This window comes from Micrococcus sp. SL257 (assembly GCF_026625585.1).
GTDB classification, from domain to species: Bacteria; Actinomycetota; Actinomycetes; order Actinomycetales; family Micrococcaceae; genus Micrococcus; species Micrococcus luteus.
The window spans coordinates 1,686,561-1,703,772 of sequence record NZ_CP113053.1 but is presented as its reverse complement, the minus strand read 5'-3'; the positions used below and the strand labels follow the sequence as shown (position 1 = coordinate 1,703,772).

Annotated in this window: 18 protein-coding genes, 1 pseudogene and 1 riboswitch; of the genes and pseudogenes, 11 read left to right on the top strand and 8 right to left on the bottom strand. The window is 71.3% G+C overall.

Annotated elements, in window-relative coordinates; genetic code table 11:
- The 7 genes from rpe (at window position 1) to OVA32_RS07800 (ending at window position 5,819) form a co-directional block, all read left to right on the top strand.
- On the top strand, window positions 1-672 hold the full coding sequence (gene rpe / locus OVA32_RS07830) for a ribulose-phosphate 3-epimerase (RefSeq protein WP_060973834.1): 672 nt from the start codon (window positions 1-3) through the stop codon (window positions 670-672).
- 89 nt (window positions 673-761) lie between these two features.
- A riboswitch (FMN riboswitch) is annotated at window positions 762-906 on the top strand.
- An 82-nt stretch (window positions 907-988) separates the two neighbouring features.
- Complete coding sequence (pnuC, locus tag OVA32_RS07825; RefSeq protein ID WP_004167571.1) at window positions 989-1,693, top strand: nicotinamide riboside transporter PnuC; 705 nt, start codon at window positions 989-991, stop codon at window positions 1,691-1,693.
- On the top strand, window positions 1,690-2,823 hold the full coding sequence (ribD, locus tag OVA32_RS07820; protein WP_044659919.1) for a bifunctional diaminohydroxyphosphoribosylaminopyrimidine deaminase/5-amino-6-(5-phosphoribosylamino)uracil reductase RibD: 1,134 nt from the start codon (window positions 1,690-1,692) through the stop codon (window positions 2,821-2,823). The genes pnuC and ribD overlap by 4 nt, the downstream gene beginning before the upstream one ends.
- Complete coding sequence (locus OVA32_RS07815) at window positions 2,824-3,480, top strand: riboflavin synthase (protein WP_044659920.1); 657 nt, start codon at window positions 2,824-2,826, stop codon at window positions 3,478-3,480.
- Window positions 3,477-4,790 carry a bifunctional 3,4-dihydroxy-2-butanone-4-phosphate synthase/GTP cyclohydrolase II gene (locus tag OVA32_RS07810; protein WP_044659921.1) on the top strand — a complete coding sequence of 438 codons (1,314 nt, stop codon included), beginning with the start codon at window positions 3,477-3,479 and terminating at the stop codon, window positions 4,788-4,790. Before OVA32_RS07815 ends, OVA32_RS07810 begins: the two co-directional genes overlap by 4 nt.
- Window positions 4,787-5,269: a 6,7-dimethyl-8-ribityllumazine synthase gene (ribH, locus tag OVA32_RS07805; RefSeq protein ID WP_044659922.1), complete on the top strand. Its 483-nt coding sequence runs from the start codon at window positions 4,787-4,789 to the stop codon at window positions 5,267-5,269. Before OVA32_RS07810 ends, ribH begins: the two co-directional genes overlap by 4 nt.
- A 418-nt stretch (window positions 5,270-5,687) precedes the next feature.
- Window positions 5,688-5,819 carry a hypothetical protein gene (locus OVA32_RS07800; protein ID WP_256998846.1) on the top strand — a complete coding sequence of 44 codons (132 nt, stop codon included), beginning with the start codon at window positions 5,688-5,690 and terminating at the stop codon, window positions 5,817-5,819.
- 266 nt (window positions 5,820-6,085) lie between these two features.
- Here the strand turns inward: OVA32_RS07800 and OVA32_RS07795 are convergent, their stop codons facing one another.
- The 3 genes and pseudogenes from OVA32_RS07795 to OVA32_RS07785 form a co-directional block, all read right to left on the bottom strand.
- Window positions 6,086-7,093, bottom strand: coding sequence for an IS481 family transposase (locus tag OVA32_RS07795; protein WP_101967801.1), 1,008 nt, complete (start codon window positions 7,091-7,093; stop codon window positions 6,086-6,088).
- A gap of 113 nt (window positions 7,094-7,206) precedes the next feature.
- Window positions 7,207-8,101, bottom strand: a protein-coding gene (locus OVA32_RS07790; RefSeq protein ID WP_267713934.1) for an IS5 family transposase whose coding sequence is annotated in 2 segments (ribosomal slippage) — window positions 7,207-7,743 and window positions 7,745-8,101 — 894 coding nt in all. Because the reading frame shifts where the segments join, the coding sequence is not laid out codon by codon here.
- A gap of 44 nt (window positions 8,102-8,145) precedes the next feature.
- A pseudogene (locus OVA32_RS07785) lies at window positions 8,146-8,280 on the bottom strand (ArsR family transcriptional regulator); the annotation flags it as partial.
- Window positions 8,281-8,358: 78 nt separating this feature from the next.
- Here OVA32_RS07785 and OVA32_RS07780 point away from each other — a divergent pair.
- The 3 genes from OVA32_RS07780 (at window position 8,359) to OVA32_RS07770 (ending at window position 9,849) form a co-directional block, all read left to right on the top strand.
- A complete protein-coding gene (locus OVA32_RS07780; RefSeq protein ID WP_041103922.1) occupies window positions 8,359-8,733 on the top strand; it encodes an ArsR/SmtB family transcription factor in 375 nt (124 codons plus the stop codon).
- Entirely contained in the window at window positions 8,733-9,644 is a 912-nt protein-coding gene (locus tag OVA32_RS07775) for a cation diffusion facilitator family transporter (protein WP_002854089.1), read from the top strand. The genes OVA32_RS07780 and OVA32_RS07775 overlap by 1 nt, the downstream gene beginning before the upstream one ends.
- A 64-nt stretch (window positions 9,645-9,708) precedes the next feature.
- Window positions 9,709-9,849, top strand: coding sequence for a hypothetical protein (locus OVA32_RS07770; RefSeq protein ID WP_002854087.1), 141 nt, complete (start codon window positions 9,709-9,711; stop codon window positions 9,847-9,849).
- 271 nt (window positions 9,850-10,120) lie between these two features.
- Here the strand turns inward: OVA32_RS07770 and merA are convergent, their stop codons facing one another.
- Entirely contained in the window at window positions 10,121-11,569 is a 1,449-nt protein-coding gene (gene merA / locus OVA32_RS07765) for a mercury(II) reductase (protein WP_036341525.1), read from the bottom strand.
- A gap of 71 nt (window positions 11,570-11,640) precedes the next feature.
- Between merA and OVA32_RS07760 the strand changes: the two genes are divergently transcribed.
- Window positions 11,641-12,030, top strand: a complete 390-nt coding sequence (locus OVA32_RS07760; RefSeq protein ID WP_036382791.1) for a heavy metal-responsive transcriptional regulator — start codon at window positions 11,641-11,643, stop codon at window positions 12,028-12,030.
- 453 nt (window positions 12,031-12,483) lie between these two features.
- Here the strand turns inward: OVA32_RS07760 and OVA32_RS07755 are convergent, their stop codons facing one another.
- The 4 genes from OVA32_RS07755 to OVA32_RS07740 form a co-directional block, all read right to left on the bottom strand.
- Complete coding sequence (locus OVA32_RS07755) at window positions 12,484-13,500, bottom strand: CNNM domain-containing protein (RefSeq protein WP_036337237.1); 1,017 nt, start codon at window positions 13,498-13,500, stop codon at window positions 12,484-12,486.
- Window positions 13,500-14,921 (bottom strand): hemolysin family protein, encoded by a 1,422-nt coding sequence (locus OVA32_RS07750; protein ID WP_041103920.1) that lies wholly within the window; start codon window positions 14,919-14,921, stop codon window positions 13,500-13,502. Before OVA32_RS07750 ends, OVA32_RS07755 begins: the two co-directional genes overlap by 1 nt.
- Window positions 14,922-15,260: 339 nt before the next feature.
- The gene (locus OVA32_RS07745; RefSeq protein WP_061867684.1) at window positions 15,261-15,719 is read right to left on the bottom strand and encodes a GNAT family N-acetyltransferase; all 459 of its coding nucleotides are present in this window, start codon (window positions 15,717-15,719) and stop codon (window positions 15,261-15,263) included.
- Window positions 15,689-16,583, bottom strand: a protein-coding gene (locus tag OVA32_RS07740) for an IS5 family transposase (protein ID WP_119217444.1) whose coding sequence is annotated in 2 segments (ribosomal slippage) — window positions 15,689-16,225 and window positions 16,227-16,583 — 894 coding nt in all. Because the reading frame shifts where the segments join, the coding sequence is not laid out codon by codon here. Before OVA32_RS07740 ends, OVA32_RS07745 begins: the two co-directional genes overlap by 31 nt.
- Window positions 16,584-17,212 lie beyond the last annotated feature (629 nt).

Here is a 17,212-nt window from a genome sequence, read left to right as displayed (position 1 = left end):
ATGACCGCCCGCGCCCCGCGCCTGCACCCCTCGATCCTGTCCGCGGACTTCGCCCGCCTCGCCGACGAGCTGGCCCGCATCCCCAGCGCAGACGCGGTGCACGTGGACGTCATGGACAACCACTTCGTCCCGAACCTCACCCTCGGCCTGCCCGTGGTCGAGGCGATCCGACGCGCCACGGACCTGCCGCTGGACCTCCACCTGATGATCGAGGACGCCGACCGCTGGGCGCCCGGCTACGCGGAGGCGGGGGCCGAGTCCGTCACCTTCCACGCCGAGGCCTCGGCCGCGCCCGTCCGGCTGGCCCGGGAGCTGCGCGCGGCCGGAGCGAGGGCCGGCATGGCGCTGCGGCCGGCGACCGCGGTCGAGCCCTACCTGGACATGCTCCCGGAGCTGGACATGCTTCTGCTGATGACCGTGGAGCCCGGCTTCGGGGGGCAGGCGTTCCTCGACGTCGTGCTGCCGAAGATCCGCCGGGCCCGCCGCGCCCTCGACGGCGGGTCCGCCCCGCTGGCCCTCCAGGTCGACGGCGGCGTGAACCGGGAGACCATCGAGCGTGCGGCCGAGGCCGGGGCGGACGTGTTCGTGGCCGGTTCCGCGGTGTTCGGCGCCGAGGACCCCGACGCCGCGCTCGTCGGCCTGCGCACCGCCGCCGCCCGCGCCTGCCACTAGCCCGGCGACGCGCCCGCCCGCCGCGCCGGACGTCGCCCGGCGACGTCCGGCATGCGCGGCCGGCCGGGCGTGCGATACTGCTGGACAGCAACGTGCTCCGAGATGCGGTGGAAATCCGCACCGGCGGTGACAGCCCGCTAACCGCGCGGCCCGTCCTCATCCGAGGCGGTGCCGGGCGGCCTGACCGGTGGAATTCCGGTGCCGACCGTACAGTCGGGATGGGAGAGGCACGCGGCGGAGCCGTTCCGCGCCCTGCGCGGGAGGGCTGCGGAGCGCACCCCTCGGAGTCCCGATCCGAGGAGGTGGCGTCACGGTCATGGACTGGCTGGTGGACGCGTTCAACTGGACCATCCCGGTCGCCGGCGGCGGGCTGCTCATGCGCGAGGTGCTGGGCAACGTCTTCGGCCTCGCCTCCGCCCTGGGCGGCATGGCGCGCAGGGTCTGGGCCTGGCCCGTGGGCATCCTCGGCAACCTCATCCTGCTGACGGTCTTCCTCGCCTCCCTGTTCACGGGGGCCGATCACGCCACCCTGCTCGGCCAGGCCGGCCGACAGGTCATGTTCATCGCCGTCTCCGTCTACGGCTGGGCGCGCTGGCGTCAGGCCCGCCGGGGCCACGCCGAGGACGCTCCCGCCATCACCCCGGAGTGGGCCGGCTGGCGCGGGCGCGTGTTCCTCGTGACGGCCATGGCGGTCGGCACCGTCGCCCTCACCCCCGTGTTCCGCGCCCTGGGTTCGTGGGAGCCGGTGTGGGCGGACGCCTGGACGTTCGTGGGATCGCTGCTGGCGACCTACGGCATGGCGCGCGGCTGGGTGGAGTTCTGGCTGATCTGGGTGGCCGTGGACGTCGTCGGCGTGCCCCTGCTGTGGAGCACCGGCTACTACGCCTCGGCCGTGATGTACGCCTTCTACGGCGCCTTCACCCTGATCGGCTTCTTCGTGTGGCTGCGCGCCACAGACCGGGACAAGCCCGCCGTGGAGACGCTGCTGCCGGACGGCCCCGAGGGGGACGTCGCCCGATGAGCGCCGCCGAGACCCCGTCCGCCGACCCCATGGACCTCGCCGTCCGCGCCGCGCTGCGCGGTGTGCGCGGCGCCAACCCCCTCGTCGGGGCCGTCCTGACCGACGAGGCCGGCCGCGTCCTGGCCGTCGGCCACCACCGCGGACGGGGGACTGCCCACGCCGAGGTCGACGCCCTGACCCGCTGGCGGGCCGCCCGCGCCACGGATCCGGCCCTGGCCGCCCTCGACCCCGCCGGCCTGACGCTGCACGTCACCCTCGAGCCCTGTGACCACACCGGCAGCACCGGCCCCTGCTCGCAGGCCGTCCTGGACGCGGGGATCGGCGCACTGCGCTACGCCGTCGCGGACCCCACCGGTCACGACGGCGGCGGCGCGGCCCGCCTCGCCGCGCACGGGGTGCACGTCACCGGCCCCACCGGCGAGGCGGCCGCCCTCACGCTCACCGCCCGCTGGCGCGAGGTCCGCGACGCAGGCCGTCCGTGGGTGACCGGGCACCTCGCTCAGTCCCTCGACGGCCACGCCGCGGCCGCCGACGGCACGAGCCAGTGGATCACCGGCCCGGACTCCCGCGTCCACGCCCATGAGGTGCGCTCCCGCGTCGACGCCATCGTCGTCGGCACGGGGACCGTGCTGGCCGACGACCCCCGCCTCACCGCCCGTGACGCCGTCGGCGCCGAACTCGCGCACCAGCCCGTGCCCGTCGTCCAGGGTCACCGGCCCGTGCCCGACGGCGCCGCCCTGCGCACCCACCCGGTGGTGCTGGAGGTCCTCGACCACGACCCGCACGCCGTCCTGGCCGTGCTCGCGGCCCACCCCGGGCCCTGGCCCCACGGCCGCCGTGCCGAGCACGTGCTCATCGAGGGCGGGCCCCGCGTGCTCGGCGCGTGGCTGCGCGCCAGCCTCGTGGACGAGCTCATGGTCTACACCGCGCCCCTGCTGCTCGGCCCGGGCCGCGCCGCCGTCGCCGGCCTGGACGTCGCCACGCTGTCCGAGGGACTGCGCTGGCACCCCGACCCCGCGGAGGGCGGCCCCGTCCGTGCCCTCGGCGTCGACGTCTGGACCCACCTGAGCCCGGTGCCGGCCCCGCGCCTGCCCACCGCCCCCGCCCCGACCCGTTTCCAGGAGGACTGAGTGTTCACCGGCATCGTCACCCATCTCGGCACCGTCGTCGCCCTCGAGCACGACGCGGCCGCCGACACCGCCCTGCTGACCCTCGACGCCGGCGGCGCCCTCGACGGGCTGCCCGCCGGCGGCTCGCTCGCCGTCGACGGCGTGTGCCTCACGGCCCTCGACGAGCCCACGGAGCGCCCCGGCGTGTTCCGTGCCGACCTCATGGGCCAGACGCTGCGCATGACCAGCCTCGGCGACCGCGCCCCGGGGGACCGGGTCAACCTCGAGCGCTGCCTGCGCCCCACCGACCACCTGGACGGGCACGTGGTCCAGGGCCACGTGGACGGGACCGGCGAGGTCCTCGCGGTCACCCCGCACGGGGCCTGGACCACTCTGCGCATCGGCCTGCCCGCCCGCCTGGCCCGCTACGTCCCCGCGCAGGGGGCCATCGCCCTGCAGGGCGTCTCCCTCACCGTCACCGCCGTCTCCGACCCGGGCGCGGCCGCGCACTGGTTCGAGGTCGGCATCATCCCGGCCACGCTCGAGGCCACCACCCTGGGCGCCCTGCGGCCGGGCAACCGCGTCAACCTCGAGACCGACGTCCTCGCCCGGTACGCCGAGCGTCTCGCGCTCATCCCGTCCGCCCCCGCCGCACCCACCGAGGAGGCCCGCCCGTGAGCGAGCACATCCGTCTGGACCCCGTCCCCGCGGCGATCGCCGCGATCGCCGCCGGCCGGCCCGTCGTCGTCGTGGACGACGCCGACCGCGAGAACGAGGGCGACCTGATCTACGCGGCCGCCCTGGCCACCGACGAGGTCACCGCCTTCACCGTCCGCCACACCTCGGGCGTCATCTGCGCGCCCCTGCCGGCCGGCCTGGCCGACCGCCTGGCCCTGCCGCCCATGACCACCGTCAACGAGGACCCCAAGGGGACCGCCTACACCGTGAGCGTGGACGCCGCCGCCGGCGTCACCACCGGCATCTCCGCCGCCGACCGCACCCGCACCCTCCGCGTGCTCGCCGACCCCGGTGCCGCCCCCGGTGACCTGACCCGGCCCGGTCACGTGTTCCCCCTGCGCGCCGTCCCCGGCGGCGTCCGGGCCCGCCGCGGCCACACCGAGGCCGGCGTCGAGCTGTGCCGCCTGGCCGGCGTCGCGCCCGTGGCCGCCATCGCCGAGCTCGTCCACGACGACGGCACCATGATGCGCCTGCCCGCCCTGCGGGAGTTCTCCGACGAGCACGATCTCGTCCTCATCTCCATCGAGGACCTCGTGGCCCACCTGGAGGAGACGACGCCGGCCCTGACCGCCGTCCCCGCCGAGGCCACCCTGCCGACCCGGCACGGCCTGTTCCGCGTGAGCGTGCACGTGGACGCCGAGACCGGGGCCGAACACCTGCTGCTCGTGGCGGGGGAGACCGACCCGGAGCGTCCCCTCACCGTCCGCGTGCACTCGGAGTGCCTCACCGGCGACGTCCTCGGCTCCCTGCGCTGCGACTGCGGCCCCCAGCTCGAGGACGCCCTGGCCCGCGCGGCGATCGAGGGCGGCGCCGTCCTCTACCTCCGGGGCCACGAAGGACGCGGCATCGGCCTGGCGAACAAGATCCGCGCCTACCGGCTCCAGGAGGAGGGGATGGACACCGTCGAGGCCAACCTCGCCCTCGGTCTGCCCGCCGAGGCGCGCGACTGGGCCGGGGCCGCCGCCGTCCTCACGGCCGCCGGCCATCGGCGCATCCGCCTGGTCACCAACAACCCCGCGAAGGTCGCGGGGCTGCGGGCGGCCGGCATCGACGTCGTCGAGCGTGTCCCGGCCCCCACGCCCGTCACCGAGCACAACGTCGTCTACCTGCGCACCAAGCGGGACCGGATGGCCCACGCCCTGGCGGACCGCGTGCTCGAACCGCCGACGGCCACCGGCGGCCCCGCCACGCCGGCCGATGACCCGACCACCGACCCGACCCACCCCACCCACCAGGAGGACACCCCATGAGCGGCGCCGGAGCCCCGACCTTCACCCCCGACCCCGCCGCTGCGAGCGGCCTGAACGTGGCGATCGTCGCCGCCCAGTGGCACACGGAGATCATGGACGGACTGATCGCCGGGGCGCAGGCCGCCGCAGCGGACCTGGGCCTGGAGCCCGTGCTCGTGCGCGTGCCCGGCACCGTCGAGCTCACCGTCGCTGCGGCGCGGCTGGCGGAGCGCTTCGACGCCGTCGTGGTCCTCGGCGTCGTGGTGCGCGGGGACACCCCGCACTTCGACTACGTGTGCCAGTCCGTGACCCAGGGCGTGACGGAGGTCTCGGTGCGCACCGGCGTTCCCGTGGGCTTCGGCGTGCTCACCGTGGACACCGAGCAGCAGGCCCGCGACCGGGCGGGCCTGCCCGGATCCCGAGAGGACAAGGGACGCGAGGCCCTCGAGGCGGCCGTCCTCACCGAGCTCGCGCTGCGCTCGGTCACGCCACGGGACTGAGGGTGGCCGGGCGGGGCTGCCTGCTGGGTCGGCTGCTCTCGACGTGGACCCTGTCCCCGGGGCCGGTGGGGTGATCGCAGGCCGGTCAACCGGGCCCGTCCGGAACGCCGGCAGCCCCGCGCCGTCATGGATGGGGTCGGCCGGAGGGCGCGGGGACCCGACGATAGAGGCGGAGACGCGAAGCCCCCGCCCTTCGTCTCGCTCGCGGCATCCACAGCTCGTCGTCCACTGCCCCGACCGTCAGGGCGGGCCGTTGACCCCCAACGCGTTCACCGCCGCAGACGGGTGATCTATGCGGCCCGCCCCGCCTCGGACGACTGCGTCGGGGTGCACGGAGCCTGCCGCAGCGTGGCCGCGTTCAAACAGTCCATGGCCCTGCTGGGAGCTGCGCGAGACCGGGCTGCTGCTCACCCCCCTGGTGCCGGCCCGCTCCATCGTCCCCGGTGCACGTCTGGCCTGCGACTGGCTGGGCCACTATGAGAAGCGCGAACCCGTCGCCTCCGCCTACGCCGACCTGGCCGGCCTCATCTTCGAAAGGGTCACCGCATGAACGAGAAGCAGCTTGAGCCCGACCTGAGTCTGCGAGCACAGCGACGCAAGCCCACCCCGGCCCCCCAGACCCCGGCTCCCGGAGCGGTGATCCCCGCAGAACCGGCAACGACCTCGGACCCGGCCGGTGGGTATGCGCCCCTGGCGCGGCGTGGGGCGCCGACCGCGGCCCTGAACGTGCGAGTGCCCGAAGCGATCCGCGACGCGGTGCGTCGAGAGGCCGCCACGAACCCGGCAACGCCCAGCCAGGCCGCGGTCATCGAAGCCCTAGTTGTAGGAGGGCATGACGTTGTTGACTCGGGTCGGTGCCAGTGAGGCCGGAGGGGCGTCTCCGCAGGAGGTATGAGGCCGATGATAGTTGTAGTGGTTCACCCACACCTGAAGGGCCTCACGCCGAGCTTGCTCTGAGGTATACGGGCGGGCGTAGAGGACCTCATCGACCATCAGCCGGTTGTAGCGTTCGACCTTCCCGTTATGGCGCGGGGTGTAGGGGCGGATCCGGTGGTGCCGGCCCCCGAGCGAGACCACCTTGGCGGTGAAGTCCGCGGCCCGGTAGTTGTTGCCGTTGTCCGTGATCACCCTGTCGATCCGGATCCCGTGGGCGGCGAAGAACGCCCTCGCCCGGCAGTAGAAGCTCACGGTCGTGGCCGCCCGCTCGTCCTCCAACGCCTCGGTGTACGCCAGGCGGGTGAACCCGTCGATCGCCGAGTGCAGATAGGTGTACCCGACCCGCCGGCCTGCACCACGCTTGGAAGCACGGCCTGCTTCACTTTCACGTCCGTGAGCACGCCAGCCGCCCCCGTCAGGGATCTTCCCGATCTTCTTCACGTCCAGGTGCACCATGTGCCCCGGGCCGCGGGCGGTGATCTTCTGCGGTCGTTGGCGCAGGTCCTCACCCGTGGGCGCGAGGTCTGGCAACCGGGAGATGCCCAGTCGGTGCAGCCACCTGCCCACAGTGCGCAGGCACAGCTGGTGGCCTTCAGAGACGAGGTGGTGATGGATGCGGCGGGCTGACCACTTCTCCCTGCGACGCAGGGTCTGGATCTGGGCCACCACCTCGGGGTCGAGCTGGGCAGGTGAACGGCGCGGACGGCTGGGCCGGTCGAGCAGCCCGGCCTCGCCCTCGGCGCGGTAGCGGGCCACCCAGGTGGCCACCGTGGGCCGGCTCACCCGGAACTCGGCGGCCACGTGGGACTGCGGGATCCCGTCGTGCAGGTGGCGGTGGACCATCCTGAGACGGCCGGTCGGGGTCAGGGGTGCGTTAGCGTGAGTCATGAGCGGGTCTCTTCTGGCAGGTGGGTTGTTGAGGAACTTCCATCCTGCGGGAGAGGCCCGCTCGTCTCATCTCAGCCCGTACCCCGTGGCAAGAACCTCATGACCCACAACACCTAGGGCATGTCTGACAATCGTTTGGACCATGCGATCACAGCATTCAGGACCACAGCGGACCGGTAGACGATCGCGTACTTGTCATACCGGGTCGCCAGGCCCCGCCACTGCTTCAGGTGCGCGTACTGGCGCTCGATGACATTGCGGCCCTTGTAGGCGGCCGCGTCGAGGCCAATGGGGCGCCCGCCGCGGGCACCGCGCCGTCTGCGGTGGCCCTGCTGGTCGGCCGGTTCAGGGATGACCGCTTTGATCCCACGGGCGCGTAGGTGGGTGCGGATCGCCCGGGAGGAGTACGCCTTGTCGCCCAGCACGGCCTCGGGGCGGGTCCGGGGCCGCCCTACTGGCCGGGTCACGCGCAGCTGCTCCAGAAGAGGAAGCAGCATCGGGGAGTCCCCTGCCTGGCCGGGGGTGATCAGGCTGACCAGCGGCAGCCCGGTCCCATCGACGAGCTGATGGATCTTCGTGCTCAGCCCGCCACGGGAGCGCCCGATGCCGTGATCGGCCGGCTCCTCACACGGATTCTTGTAGTTCGATCCATCCCCCTGTGTGGCGGGTGATGTTCGTCGCGTGCTGGTGGGCGCGGGCGATCGTGGAGTCCACCGAGACCGACCAATCGATCAGGCCTTCGGCGTCAGCGGCGGCGGTCAGCGTGGCCAGCACCGTGTCCCATGTGCCTTTTTCGGCCAAGCGCCGATGCCAGGTCCACACGGTCTGCCAGGGCCCGTAGACCTCGGGCAGATCCCTCCAAGCGATTCCGCACCGGTACCGGTAGATGATCGCCTCCACCATGGCGCGGGCGTCGGCGAACGGCCTGCCGGCGCGGCCGGTCCGGGTCGGGAGCATCGGGGCGATCAACTCCCATTGGGTGTCAGAGAGCATCTGGAACCGGGACATGTCCCCAGGGTCTCAGCTGACTCGTGCATCTATTCTCAGACACGCCCTAGGTCGCGGGCGAGTACCGCCGGGTAGCTCGGGCCCTCGAGGAGTGTCATGAGGATGCGGGAGCGGGTCGGGTCGGCCATCGCCCGGCCCAGCCGGTTCATCACGTCCAGCCGCGAAGCAATAGTCAGCATGCGCTGACCATACAGAACCTGCTGACCTCTCGTGTGTGGCTCCCGCTGCTGATATCTGCATAGGTGTATGGTCGTGGCATGAGTGTGACGCCGTTGGATTCGTGTCAGGTCACCGCCGTCCATCCGGAGAAGGTGGCGCTGACCCGGGAGAGGATCCCCGACGAGCGCGAGGCCGGCAGGTTGGCCGGGCTGTTCAAGCTCCTGGGGGACCCGCGCCGTGCCCGGGTGCTGTATGCGTTGCTGGAGGCCGGCGAGCTGTGCGTGTGTGACCTGGCGGCGTCGGTCGATGTCGCGGAGGCGTCGGTGTCCCAGGTGCTGCGGGTGCTGCGTTCCGCTGGGGTGGTCGAGAACCGCCGGGAGGGGCGGATGGTGTACTACCGCCTCGCTGACGGGCATGTGCGGATGCTGCTGGACGTCTCCCGTGAGCACGCCCGCCACGAGGGGCAGGGCTGATGGGGGCGGGACACAGCCATGCCCCGGCGACCGGGCATGCCGGTGGCCGCTACCGTCGGCGGCTGGCGGGGGCGTTCGCCCTGACGGCGGGCTTCTTCCTGATCGAGCTGGTCGCGGGGCTGGTGTCGGGGTCGTTGGCGCTGCTGTCGGATGCCGGGCACATGGCTGCCGATGTGGTGGTGCTGGGTGCGGCGCTGCTGGCGACGCGCATCGCGAGCCGGCCGGACTCCACGGGGCGACGCACCTATGGCTCCTACCGGGCCGAGGTGTTCGCCTCGGCGTTGGCGGTGCTGGCGATGCTCGCGGTCGGGGTGTACGTGGTGGTCGAGGCCATCAGCCGGCTGGGCGACGCGCCGGAGGTGGCCTCCGGCGCCATGCTCGCGGTCGGCTTCGCCGGCCTGGTGATCAACATCATCTCCATGCTGCTGCTGCGCAGCGGGGCCAAGGACAGCCTGAACGTCAAGGGCGCCTACTACGAGGTGATCGCCGACGCCGCCGGGTCGGTGGGTGTCATGGTCGCCGGCGTGCTGATCATCCTCACCGGCCAGCCGATCTGGGACGTCGTGGTCGCGGCGCTCATCGCGGTCTTCGTCATCATCCGGGCGGTGGTTCTGGGCAGGCAGGTGATCGCGGTGCTGGGCCAGCACGCCCCGGAAGGGGTGGACCCGGAGGACGTCGCCGGTGACCTGGACGCGGTCGAGGGGGTGGAGGAGGTCCACGACCTGCACCTGTGGACCCTGACGTCGGGGATGAACGTGGCCACGGCCCACCTGGTCGCTGACCAGGGCGCGGACCACGGCGCCGTGCTTGCCGGCGCGCGCCGGGTGCTGCGCGACCGTTACGGTATCGCCCATGCCACCTTGCAGGTGGAGGGCGCCGGCAGCGACGGCTGTCACGACCTGAGCTGGTAGCACTCGGCACGGAAGCCCGCTCGCGAGAGCCGCACATGCTTGAGCAACGTCTTAGGAGCGCGCGATGACCGCGAAGCACGGCAAGGGCCCCGGGCCGGACGAGGGCCAGCGGCCGGCCCGGCGCGGGGTGGTGCTCACCCTGCTGGGGATCGGTCTGGTCGCCGCGGCTTACGTGGTGACGATCGTGGTCATGGTGGTGCGGTGACGCGGCCCAAACGGACCGCGGCCTCATGGCGGCGCCGCAAGGCGGTCATCGCGTCGTCCAGTGCTGTCCTCGTCGGGTCGAGCACGTAGAGGTCGTGAAGACGTCCAGATATAGGCCTGGGACGGGAGTTCTTGCATCGACTGAACTCCCCGGTGGTTGCAGGTCCGATACGCAGGGGTGCCAGTAAGTAGGGCTGATCGGCGCCCATTTTCTTGTCTCGCGCCCCGGGGCGAGGCGGTCCCCTATCGGTGTCCCTGTGTGCGGGGCAGGTTCACGCCGCGCAGCAGGAGAGCTTGGCGATGTCGGTGGTGAAGGCCTGCGCGGTGAGCTTGAGGCCTTCGGCCATGGTCAGGTAGGGGCTCCAGAGGTTGGCGACCTGGCTGGTGGTCATGCCGGCCTCGAGCATGTAGACCCCGGCGGCGGCGAGGTCGCCGGCGTCCTGGGCCAGGGCGGTAATGCCGATGATGCGGCCGGTGTCGGCGTCGGTGACCATCTTGATGAACCCGCGGGTGTCGCGGTTGACGATCGCGCGTGGGACGTGCGCGAGTGACAGGACACGGCTGTCGTAGCGGATCCCGGCAGCGGAGGCCTGCCGTTCGGTCATCCCGACGGCGGCCAGGGCGGGGCTGGTGAACACGACCCGGGGCAGGTGGCGGTAGTCGACCTCGAGGCCGGCGCCGGTGAGGGCGTTGTCGGCGACGAGGGCGCCGTGGGCCGCGGCGACGTACACGAACTGACGGTGGGCGGTGACGTCACCGGCAGCCCAGACGCGCGGGTTGGTGCTGCGCAGATGGCTGTCGACAACCACCTCGCCGTGGTCGCCGGTGCGCACGTCGACGGTGTCGAGACCGAGCGTGGCGGTGACCGGGCGGCGCCCGGTGGCGACGAGTACCTCGGCCGCCCGGAGTTCCTGTGAGCCGTCAGTGGTGGTGGCAGTGACCGTGACCTCGCCGGTGGCCGGGTCGCGGCGGACCGCGCTGGGCACCGCGCCGCGGATGATCTGGATGCCTTCGTCCGTGAAGATCTCATCCAGGGCGGTGGACGCCTCGGGTTCTTCCTGGGACGCCAGCCGTGAGCGGACCAGCATGGTGACCCGGACGCCGAGCCGAGCGAAGAGCTGGGCCTGCTCCATCGCGACGTAGCCGCCGCCGATGACCAGCAGCGACTCCGGGACGTGGTCCAGTTCCATCGCGGTGGTCGAGGTCAGGTAACCGGCCTCCTGCAGGCCGGGGACCGGCGGCGCCCAGGGCCTGGAGCCGGTGGCGATGAGGTAGTGCGCGGCCCGGACCGTCTCCACCGTGCCGTCAGGGCCGGTGACGCGCAGTGCCGGCTCGCTGGGTGTGCCGACGAACGTGGCGTCCCCGGGGTGGAGATCCCATCCGTACTCGGTGGCCAGGTCCAGGTACTTCTCGCCACGCAGTGACCCGACGAGCCGATCCTTGCCGGCGATCAAGGCGGGCATGTCGACCGGCCGGACTTCGGGGAGCGGCAGGCCGGGGAACCGGGAGGCGTCGAGTGTGACGTGGCGGGCCTCGGCGGTCGCGAGCAAGGCCTTGGAGGGCACGCACCCGGTGTTCACGCAGGTACCGCCGACGGTGCCACGCTCGATCATCACCACCCGTCTGCCGAGGTTGGTGGCGCGGATCGCGGCCGCGAACGCCGCCCCACCGAACCCGATCATTGCCAGGTCATACGACCTGCTGTTAGCCGTTGCCGTCATGAACTCCTCCTTCATCGCCCTCAGGATCGACCTTCCAGTGCACTGGAAGGTCAAGGGGGAGAATGAGTGGCATGCGGATCGGTGAGGTGGCTCGGGCGTCGGGCACGACGAGCAAGACCCTGCGGTACTACGAGGAGGTCGGGCTGCTACCCGCCGCGGACCGCACCCCGGCGGGCTACCGGGACTACGGCGCCGAGGTGCTCGACCGGCTGGACTTCATCCGCCGGGGGCAAGCGGCCGGGCTGACCCTGGCCCAGATCGGTCAGGTGCTGGACATCCGCGACCGGGGGCAGGCCCCCTGCCGGCACGTCACCGACCTGCTCGACACCCGCCTTGATGTGATCGACCGGCAACTCGCCGAGCTCGCGCAGCTACGCACCACGATCGCCGACCTGCGCGAGGACGCCGCCGCCGGCGACCCGGCCACGTGCTCCCCCGAGGATGTCTGCCGCTACCTGTGACACCGAAGTTCACGGGCCCGTGGCAGCGCATGGCGGCCCACTCTGTTGCGTTGGGGTGTTAGACCTTTCGCAACGGTTCTGTTGCGCGGGGTGCACCCTATCGCGACGCCTATTCCTCCGGCCTGCCGTCGGCCGCTGTCCCGGTGAAGGATCGGCTTGCGGAACGTGAGCCTCACTCGCAGCGCCCTCTTGCCCGCGTGCTTGGAGGCCGCCACTGAGCTCCGACAGAACCCCGCCATATAGCGGCGCAAGCCACACATGACACCGGGCGGCACACCGAGCAGCCGCCACAAACGACCGATTTAGCCGTTACACGCCCGTGAGTCGGAGCATGACTGAGCCCATTGAGGCCGGAATGGGGGGCGAGGCCACTGTGCCGATTCTGATTCTTTGTCCACACCACCGCGGGGGCCGTTTCAGCGGCCCCCGCGGTGGTGTTGCCGAGGTGTGGACTCAAGCCGCGCGGGGCAACACTCCGCGCAAGACGTCGGTGAGGGTGACGACCCCAGTGAACCGGTTGTCCTGGGTTACTGCGGCCAGCTGGCGGCTGTTGCGGCGCATGGAGGCAAGTGCTTCGTGCAACGGTGTGGTGGAGGGCAGCGTCAGAGCCTGCTGGATAAGCGGCTGGATTGGCGCAGAAGGCTCCATCGTGAGGGTGTCCCGCACGTGGACGACGCCCGGAACGCTCTCAGGGGTATGGTCCGGCTGGACCAGGATACGCAAGTGCCCTGAGCACGCAGCGGCATTCTGGACCGCCTCGACGTCGGCGTCGGGGGCGACCTTGACCGGGTGCTGACCCTGGGGGAGGAGGTCCCCGAGAGTGAGGGTCTGAAGGTCCAGGGCACCGGCCAAGGCTTCATGGTTCTGCCGGTCCAGGGTGCCGGCGGCGGCGGAGTGCTCAACCAGCTGACGAATGGCCGCTGCGTCGTAGCCGCCCACGGCGGCTTGGTCCACGGGGGTGACGCCGCTGAGGGTCACCAGGCGGTTGGCCAGCCGGTTGGCCAGCAGCAGCAGGGGGCGAACGGTCCAGACGAAGGCGCGTGCGGGCACGGCCACGGCTTTGGCTGCGGTCTCGGGGTGGGCAATGGCCCAGGACTTGGGGGCCATCTCCCCGATGACCAGGTGAAGGAAGGTCACGGCCAGCAAGGACAGGACGAAGGAGGCGGTTCCGGCTGCCGCTGCGGGGATGCCCCAGTCCTCCAGGACGGGGCCGAGCCATGCGTCGACGGCCGGCTTGGTGATCGCCCCCAGGGCGAAGGTGCACAAGGTGATGCCCAACTGGGCTGCGGCGAGCATGAGGGTCAGCTCGTCGACTCCCTTGAGAGCGGCCCGCGCGGCGCGGCTGCGTCCTGCCTCGGCCTCTAGCCGGTGCCGGCGGGCGCCCAGCAGGGAGAACTCCATGATGACGAAGATCGCGCTGAGCACGATCAGCGCTGTGGTCACGAGCATGACGATCAGTGGACCGTGCATCATCGCTCCTCGTCCGTGGTGGCGTCGGGCTGGGCCTCGTGGGCGGCATGGCTGCCGGCGGTGTCAGAGCGGGGCACCTCGATGAGGTGGATCCGCAGTCGAGCCGGGACCCTGCGTTGGATGGAGAGGACCTCGACCTGCAGGTGGCGGTCGTAGACCTCCTCAGCCCCGAAGTCTCGTGGGTCCTCGGGCAGGTCGATCGTGATGACCTCGCCTTCCCGGGGCAGACGGCCCAGAGCGTCGATGGTCAGACCGGCGGCGGACTCGGCCTCGGTCACGGGCAGGGGGTGCCCGACGAGGCGCTCGAGCTCGTCCAGGTGGGCCTCTGCGCTCAGGACCCAGGAGTGCAGGCCTGTGGCGGTGATCTCCTCCTGGGGGTGCAGGTCGTGCTCGTCCGTGAGCTCGCCCACGAGCTCCTCCGCGAGGTCTTCCACTGTGAGCACGCCGACGAAGCCGCCGAACTCGTCCACGATGCACGCCATCTGCTGCCCTGAGCCGTCGAGCTCCCGGGCTGCGTCGGGCAGGGACATCATCGTGGGCAGCACCAGTGCAGGGCGCATCAGGGCGGACACGGGGGTGTCCGGGGCCATCCGGGTCTCACCGAGCAGGTCGGTGAGGTGGACTACCCCGAGCGGTTCGTGTTCGTTCGAGATCACCGGGTAGCGGGTGTGGCCGGTGGCCATCAGGTCGCGCACCTGAGCCAGGGAGGTCTGGGGCTGAACCTCGTCCACACGCGAGCGGGGCACCATCGCGTGCTGCACGTCCTGGTCTGGGAAGTCCAGCACCCGGTCGATCAGGACGGAGACCTCCGCGGGCAAGGATCCGGACGCTCTGGAGTCCAGGGCAATGCGGTCCAGGTCCTCGGCGGTGGCGGTGCTGTCGACGTCGTGCACTGGCTCGATGCGCAGGAGCTTGAGCAGCACCTCGGCCGCCTTGTCGAAGACCCAGATGAGCCAGCCGAACAGGCCGAGGTAGATCTGCGTGGGCCTGGCCAGAGCGCGGGCCAAGGGCTCGGGGTTGGCGATGGCCAAATTCTTGGGGTACAGCTCGCCGATGATCATCTGCACCAGGGTGGCCACCATCAGTACGCCCAGCGTGGAGATGGCGATGACCACTTCAGAAGGCAGTGCGGTGCCGCCGAGCAACTCGGTCAGGGCCGCACCCACCATCGGCTCTGCCACGTAGCCCACCATGAGGCCTGTGACCGTGATCCCCAGCTGCGCGCCGGAGAGCATGAAGGAGGTGCGGCGAGTGACCTGCAGTGCGCGGGCGGCGGCGCGGTCGCCGGCCTTGGCGGCGGTCTGCAGGCGGACGCGGTCGACAGACATGTACGCGAATTCCTGGGCCACGAAGAAGCCGTTGGCGGCGATGATCGCCAGGATGATGAGGGATCCGAGGATCAGTGTCAGGACTGGATCCATGCCTGAGTCACCTCCCCACGAGGTGCAGGCGACCCCGCCAGCTGCGGGGTGGGGTGGGGGTGACGCTCGGACTGTCACCAGGGCAGGCGGCTGGGCCGTCGCTCATGTATTCAGGGGCTCCAAAAGGGGTCGAATGAATAATGGCGGCACATTACCACCGGTAACCGGTCGCAGGGCAGGGTGGGGTGTGGCCTCGCCGCCGACATCGGGCATCTGCCCGCCAGGATGTCCAGCCGGGTATGAGTACGCGACACGACTCCATCCTGTCGCCCAATACCCTGCCACGTTGGGAGACACGCCCTCGACGCCCCAAGGCGGGGGACGTGGGGGAGGGGCCGGTCATCCCCTGGGGGTCACCGGGCCCTCCCATCGGACTTCGCCGTCCACGACCTCGCCGGTCGGGCTCATTCCGATACGACGGGCCACGGCGACTGACGCCTCATGGTCGGGGTGGATATGGGCGATGACCTGTTTCGCGCCCATGTCCGCGAGTTCAGCCAGCAGGAGAGCAGCTGCTGCTGAGGCGCAGCCCTGGCGTTGCCACGGTGCTCCGATGACCCAGGCGATTTCGGCGGGCTGGCCAGAGACCGGGATAGTGGCTTGAACGTAGCCGAGTGCTTCCCCGGAGGTCTCGAATACCACCACGTGATTGAGCCAGGTCTCGGTCTCATCAGCCGAGTGGCCCCGGCTCTGAAGGGTGTACTGGCGGGTGAGCCCCTCGACGGTCGGCGGTTCACCCCCGGTGTACTGGTAGAGGGCCGGGTCGGCTAGGGCATGTCTGACAATCGTTTGGACCATGCGATCACAGCATTCAGCACCACAGCGGACCGGTAGACGATCGCGTACTTGTCATACCGGGTCGCCAGACCCCGCCACTGCTTCAGGTGCGCGTACTGACGCTCGATGACGTTGCGGCCCTTGTAGGCGTCCGCGTCGAGGCTGACGGGGCGCCCGCCGCGGGCACCGCGCCGTCTGCGGTGGCCCTGCTGGTCGGCCGGTTCGGGGATGACCGCTTTGATCCCACGGGCACGTAGGTGGGTGCGGATCGCCCGGGAGGAGTACGCCTTATCGCCCAGCACGGCCTCGGGGCGGGTCCGGGGCCGCCCTACTGGCCGGGTCACGCGCAGCTGCGCCAGAAGAGGAAGCAGCATCGGGGAGTCCCCTGCCTGGCCGGGGGTGATCAGGCTGACCAGCGGCAGCCCGGTCCCGTCCACGAGCTGATGGATCTTCGTGCTCAGCCCGCCACGGGAGCGCCCGATGCCGTGATCGGCCGGCTCCTCACGCGGATTCTTGTAGTTCGATCCATCCCCCTGTGTGGCGGGTGATGTTCGTCGCGTGCTGGTGGGCGCGGGCGATCGTGGAGTCCACCGAGACCGACCAATCGATCAGGCCTTCGGCGTCAGCGGCGGCGGTCAGCGTGGCCAGCACCGTGTCCCATGTGCCCTCTTCAGCCAAGCGCCGATGCCAGGTCCACACGGTCTGCCAGGGCCCGTAGACCTCGGGCAGATCCCTCCAAGCGATTCCGCACCGGTACCGGTAGATGATCGCCTCCACCATGGTGCGGGCGTCGGCGAACGGCCTGCCGGCGCGGCCGGTCCGGGTCGGGAGCATCGGGGCGATCAACTCCCATTGGGTGTCAGAGAGCATCTGGAACCGGGACATGTCCCCAGGGTCTCAGCTGACTCGTGCATCTATTCTCAGACACGCCCTAGGACCCTGGCCATCTCGGGTGCATCCCCCGGGGAAAGTGGCCGGAGGCGAACCTGTTCCGTCATGAGGGCAAGCAGAGCCCGGCGGGCCGGAGATGTCAACCAGTTCGTCGGCGCCGGTCGAAGTGAAGTACCTGGTCCCTGCCTCGGACAGTCTCGAACTTGTGTCCATGCATATGGCGCGAGCCAGGATGGCCACAAACGACCGATTGAGCCGACCGGATGCCCCCCGAAGGAGCCCCTGCCCGGAGTGCCGGGAGGACCACGAGAGCGGACGATGACCACGACGCCCCCGCGCAGCAGCGCGAGGGCGTTCGCGTTGGGCTCGGTGGCCACCCCGAGCCCCGCCGCTGCGTTGGCCCCGGCACGACCCCAGGCTGCCCTAGGCCCCACCCCGTGGCGGAAGCAGTTGGAGGTGCCCGCCCGGCCCCGAGCGGACACCACCCCCTGTCGAGGACCCTGCGGGACCACGCTGGTACGTCAGCCGGCGTGCGCTGGACAGGTGTCCGCGTGGTCCTGTGGATGGACCGGCGCAGGAGAAGATGCCCCTGGGGCACGTCGCCGGCGCATGTCGGTGAGGCC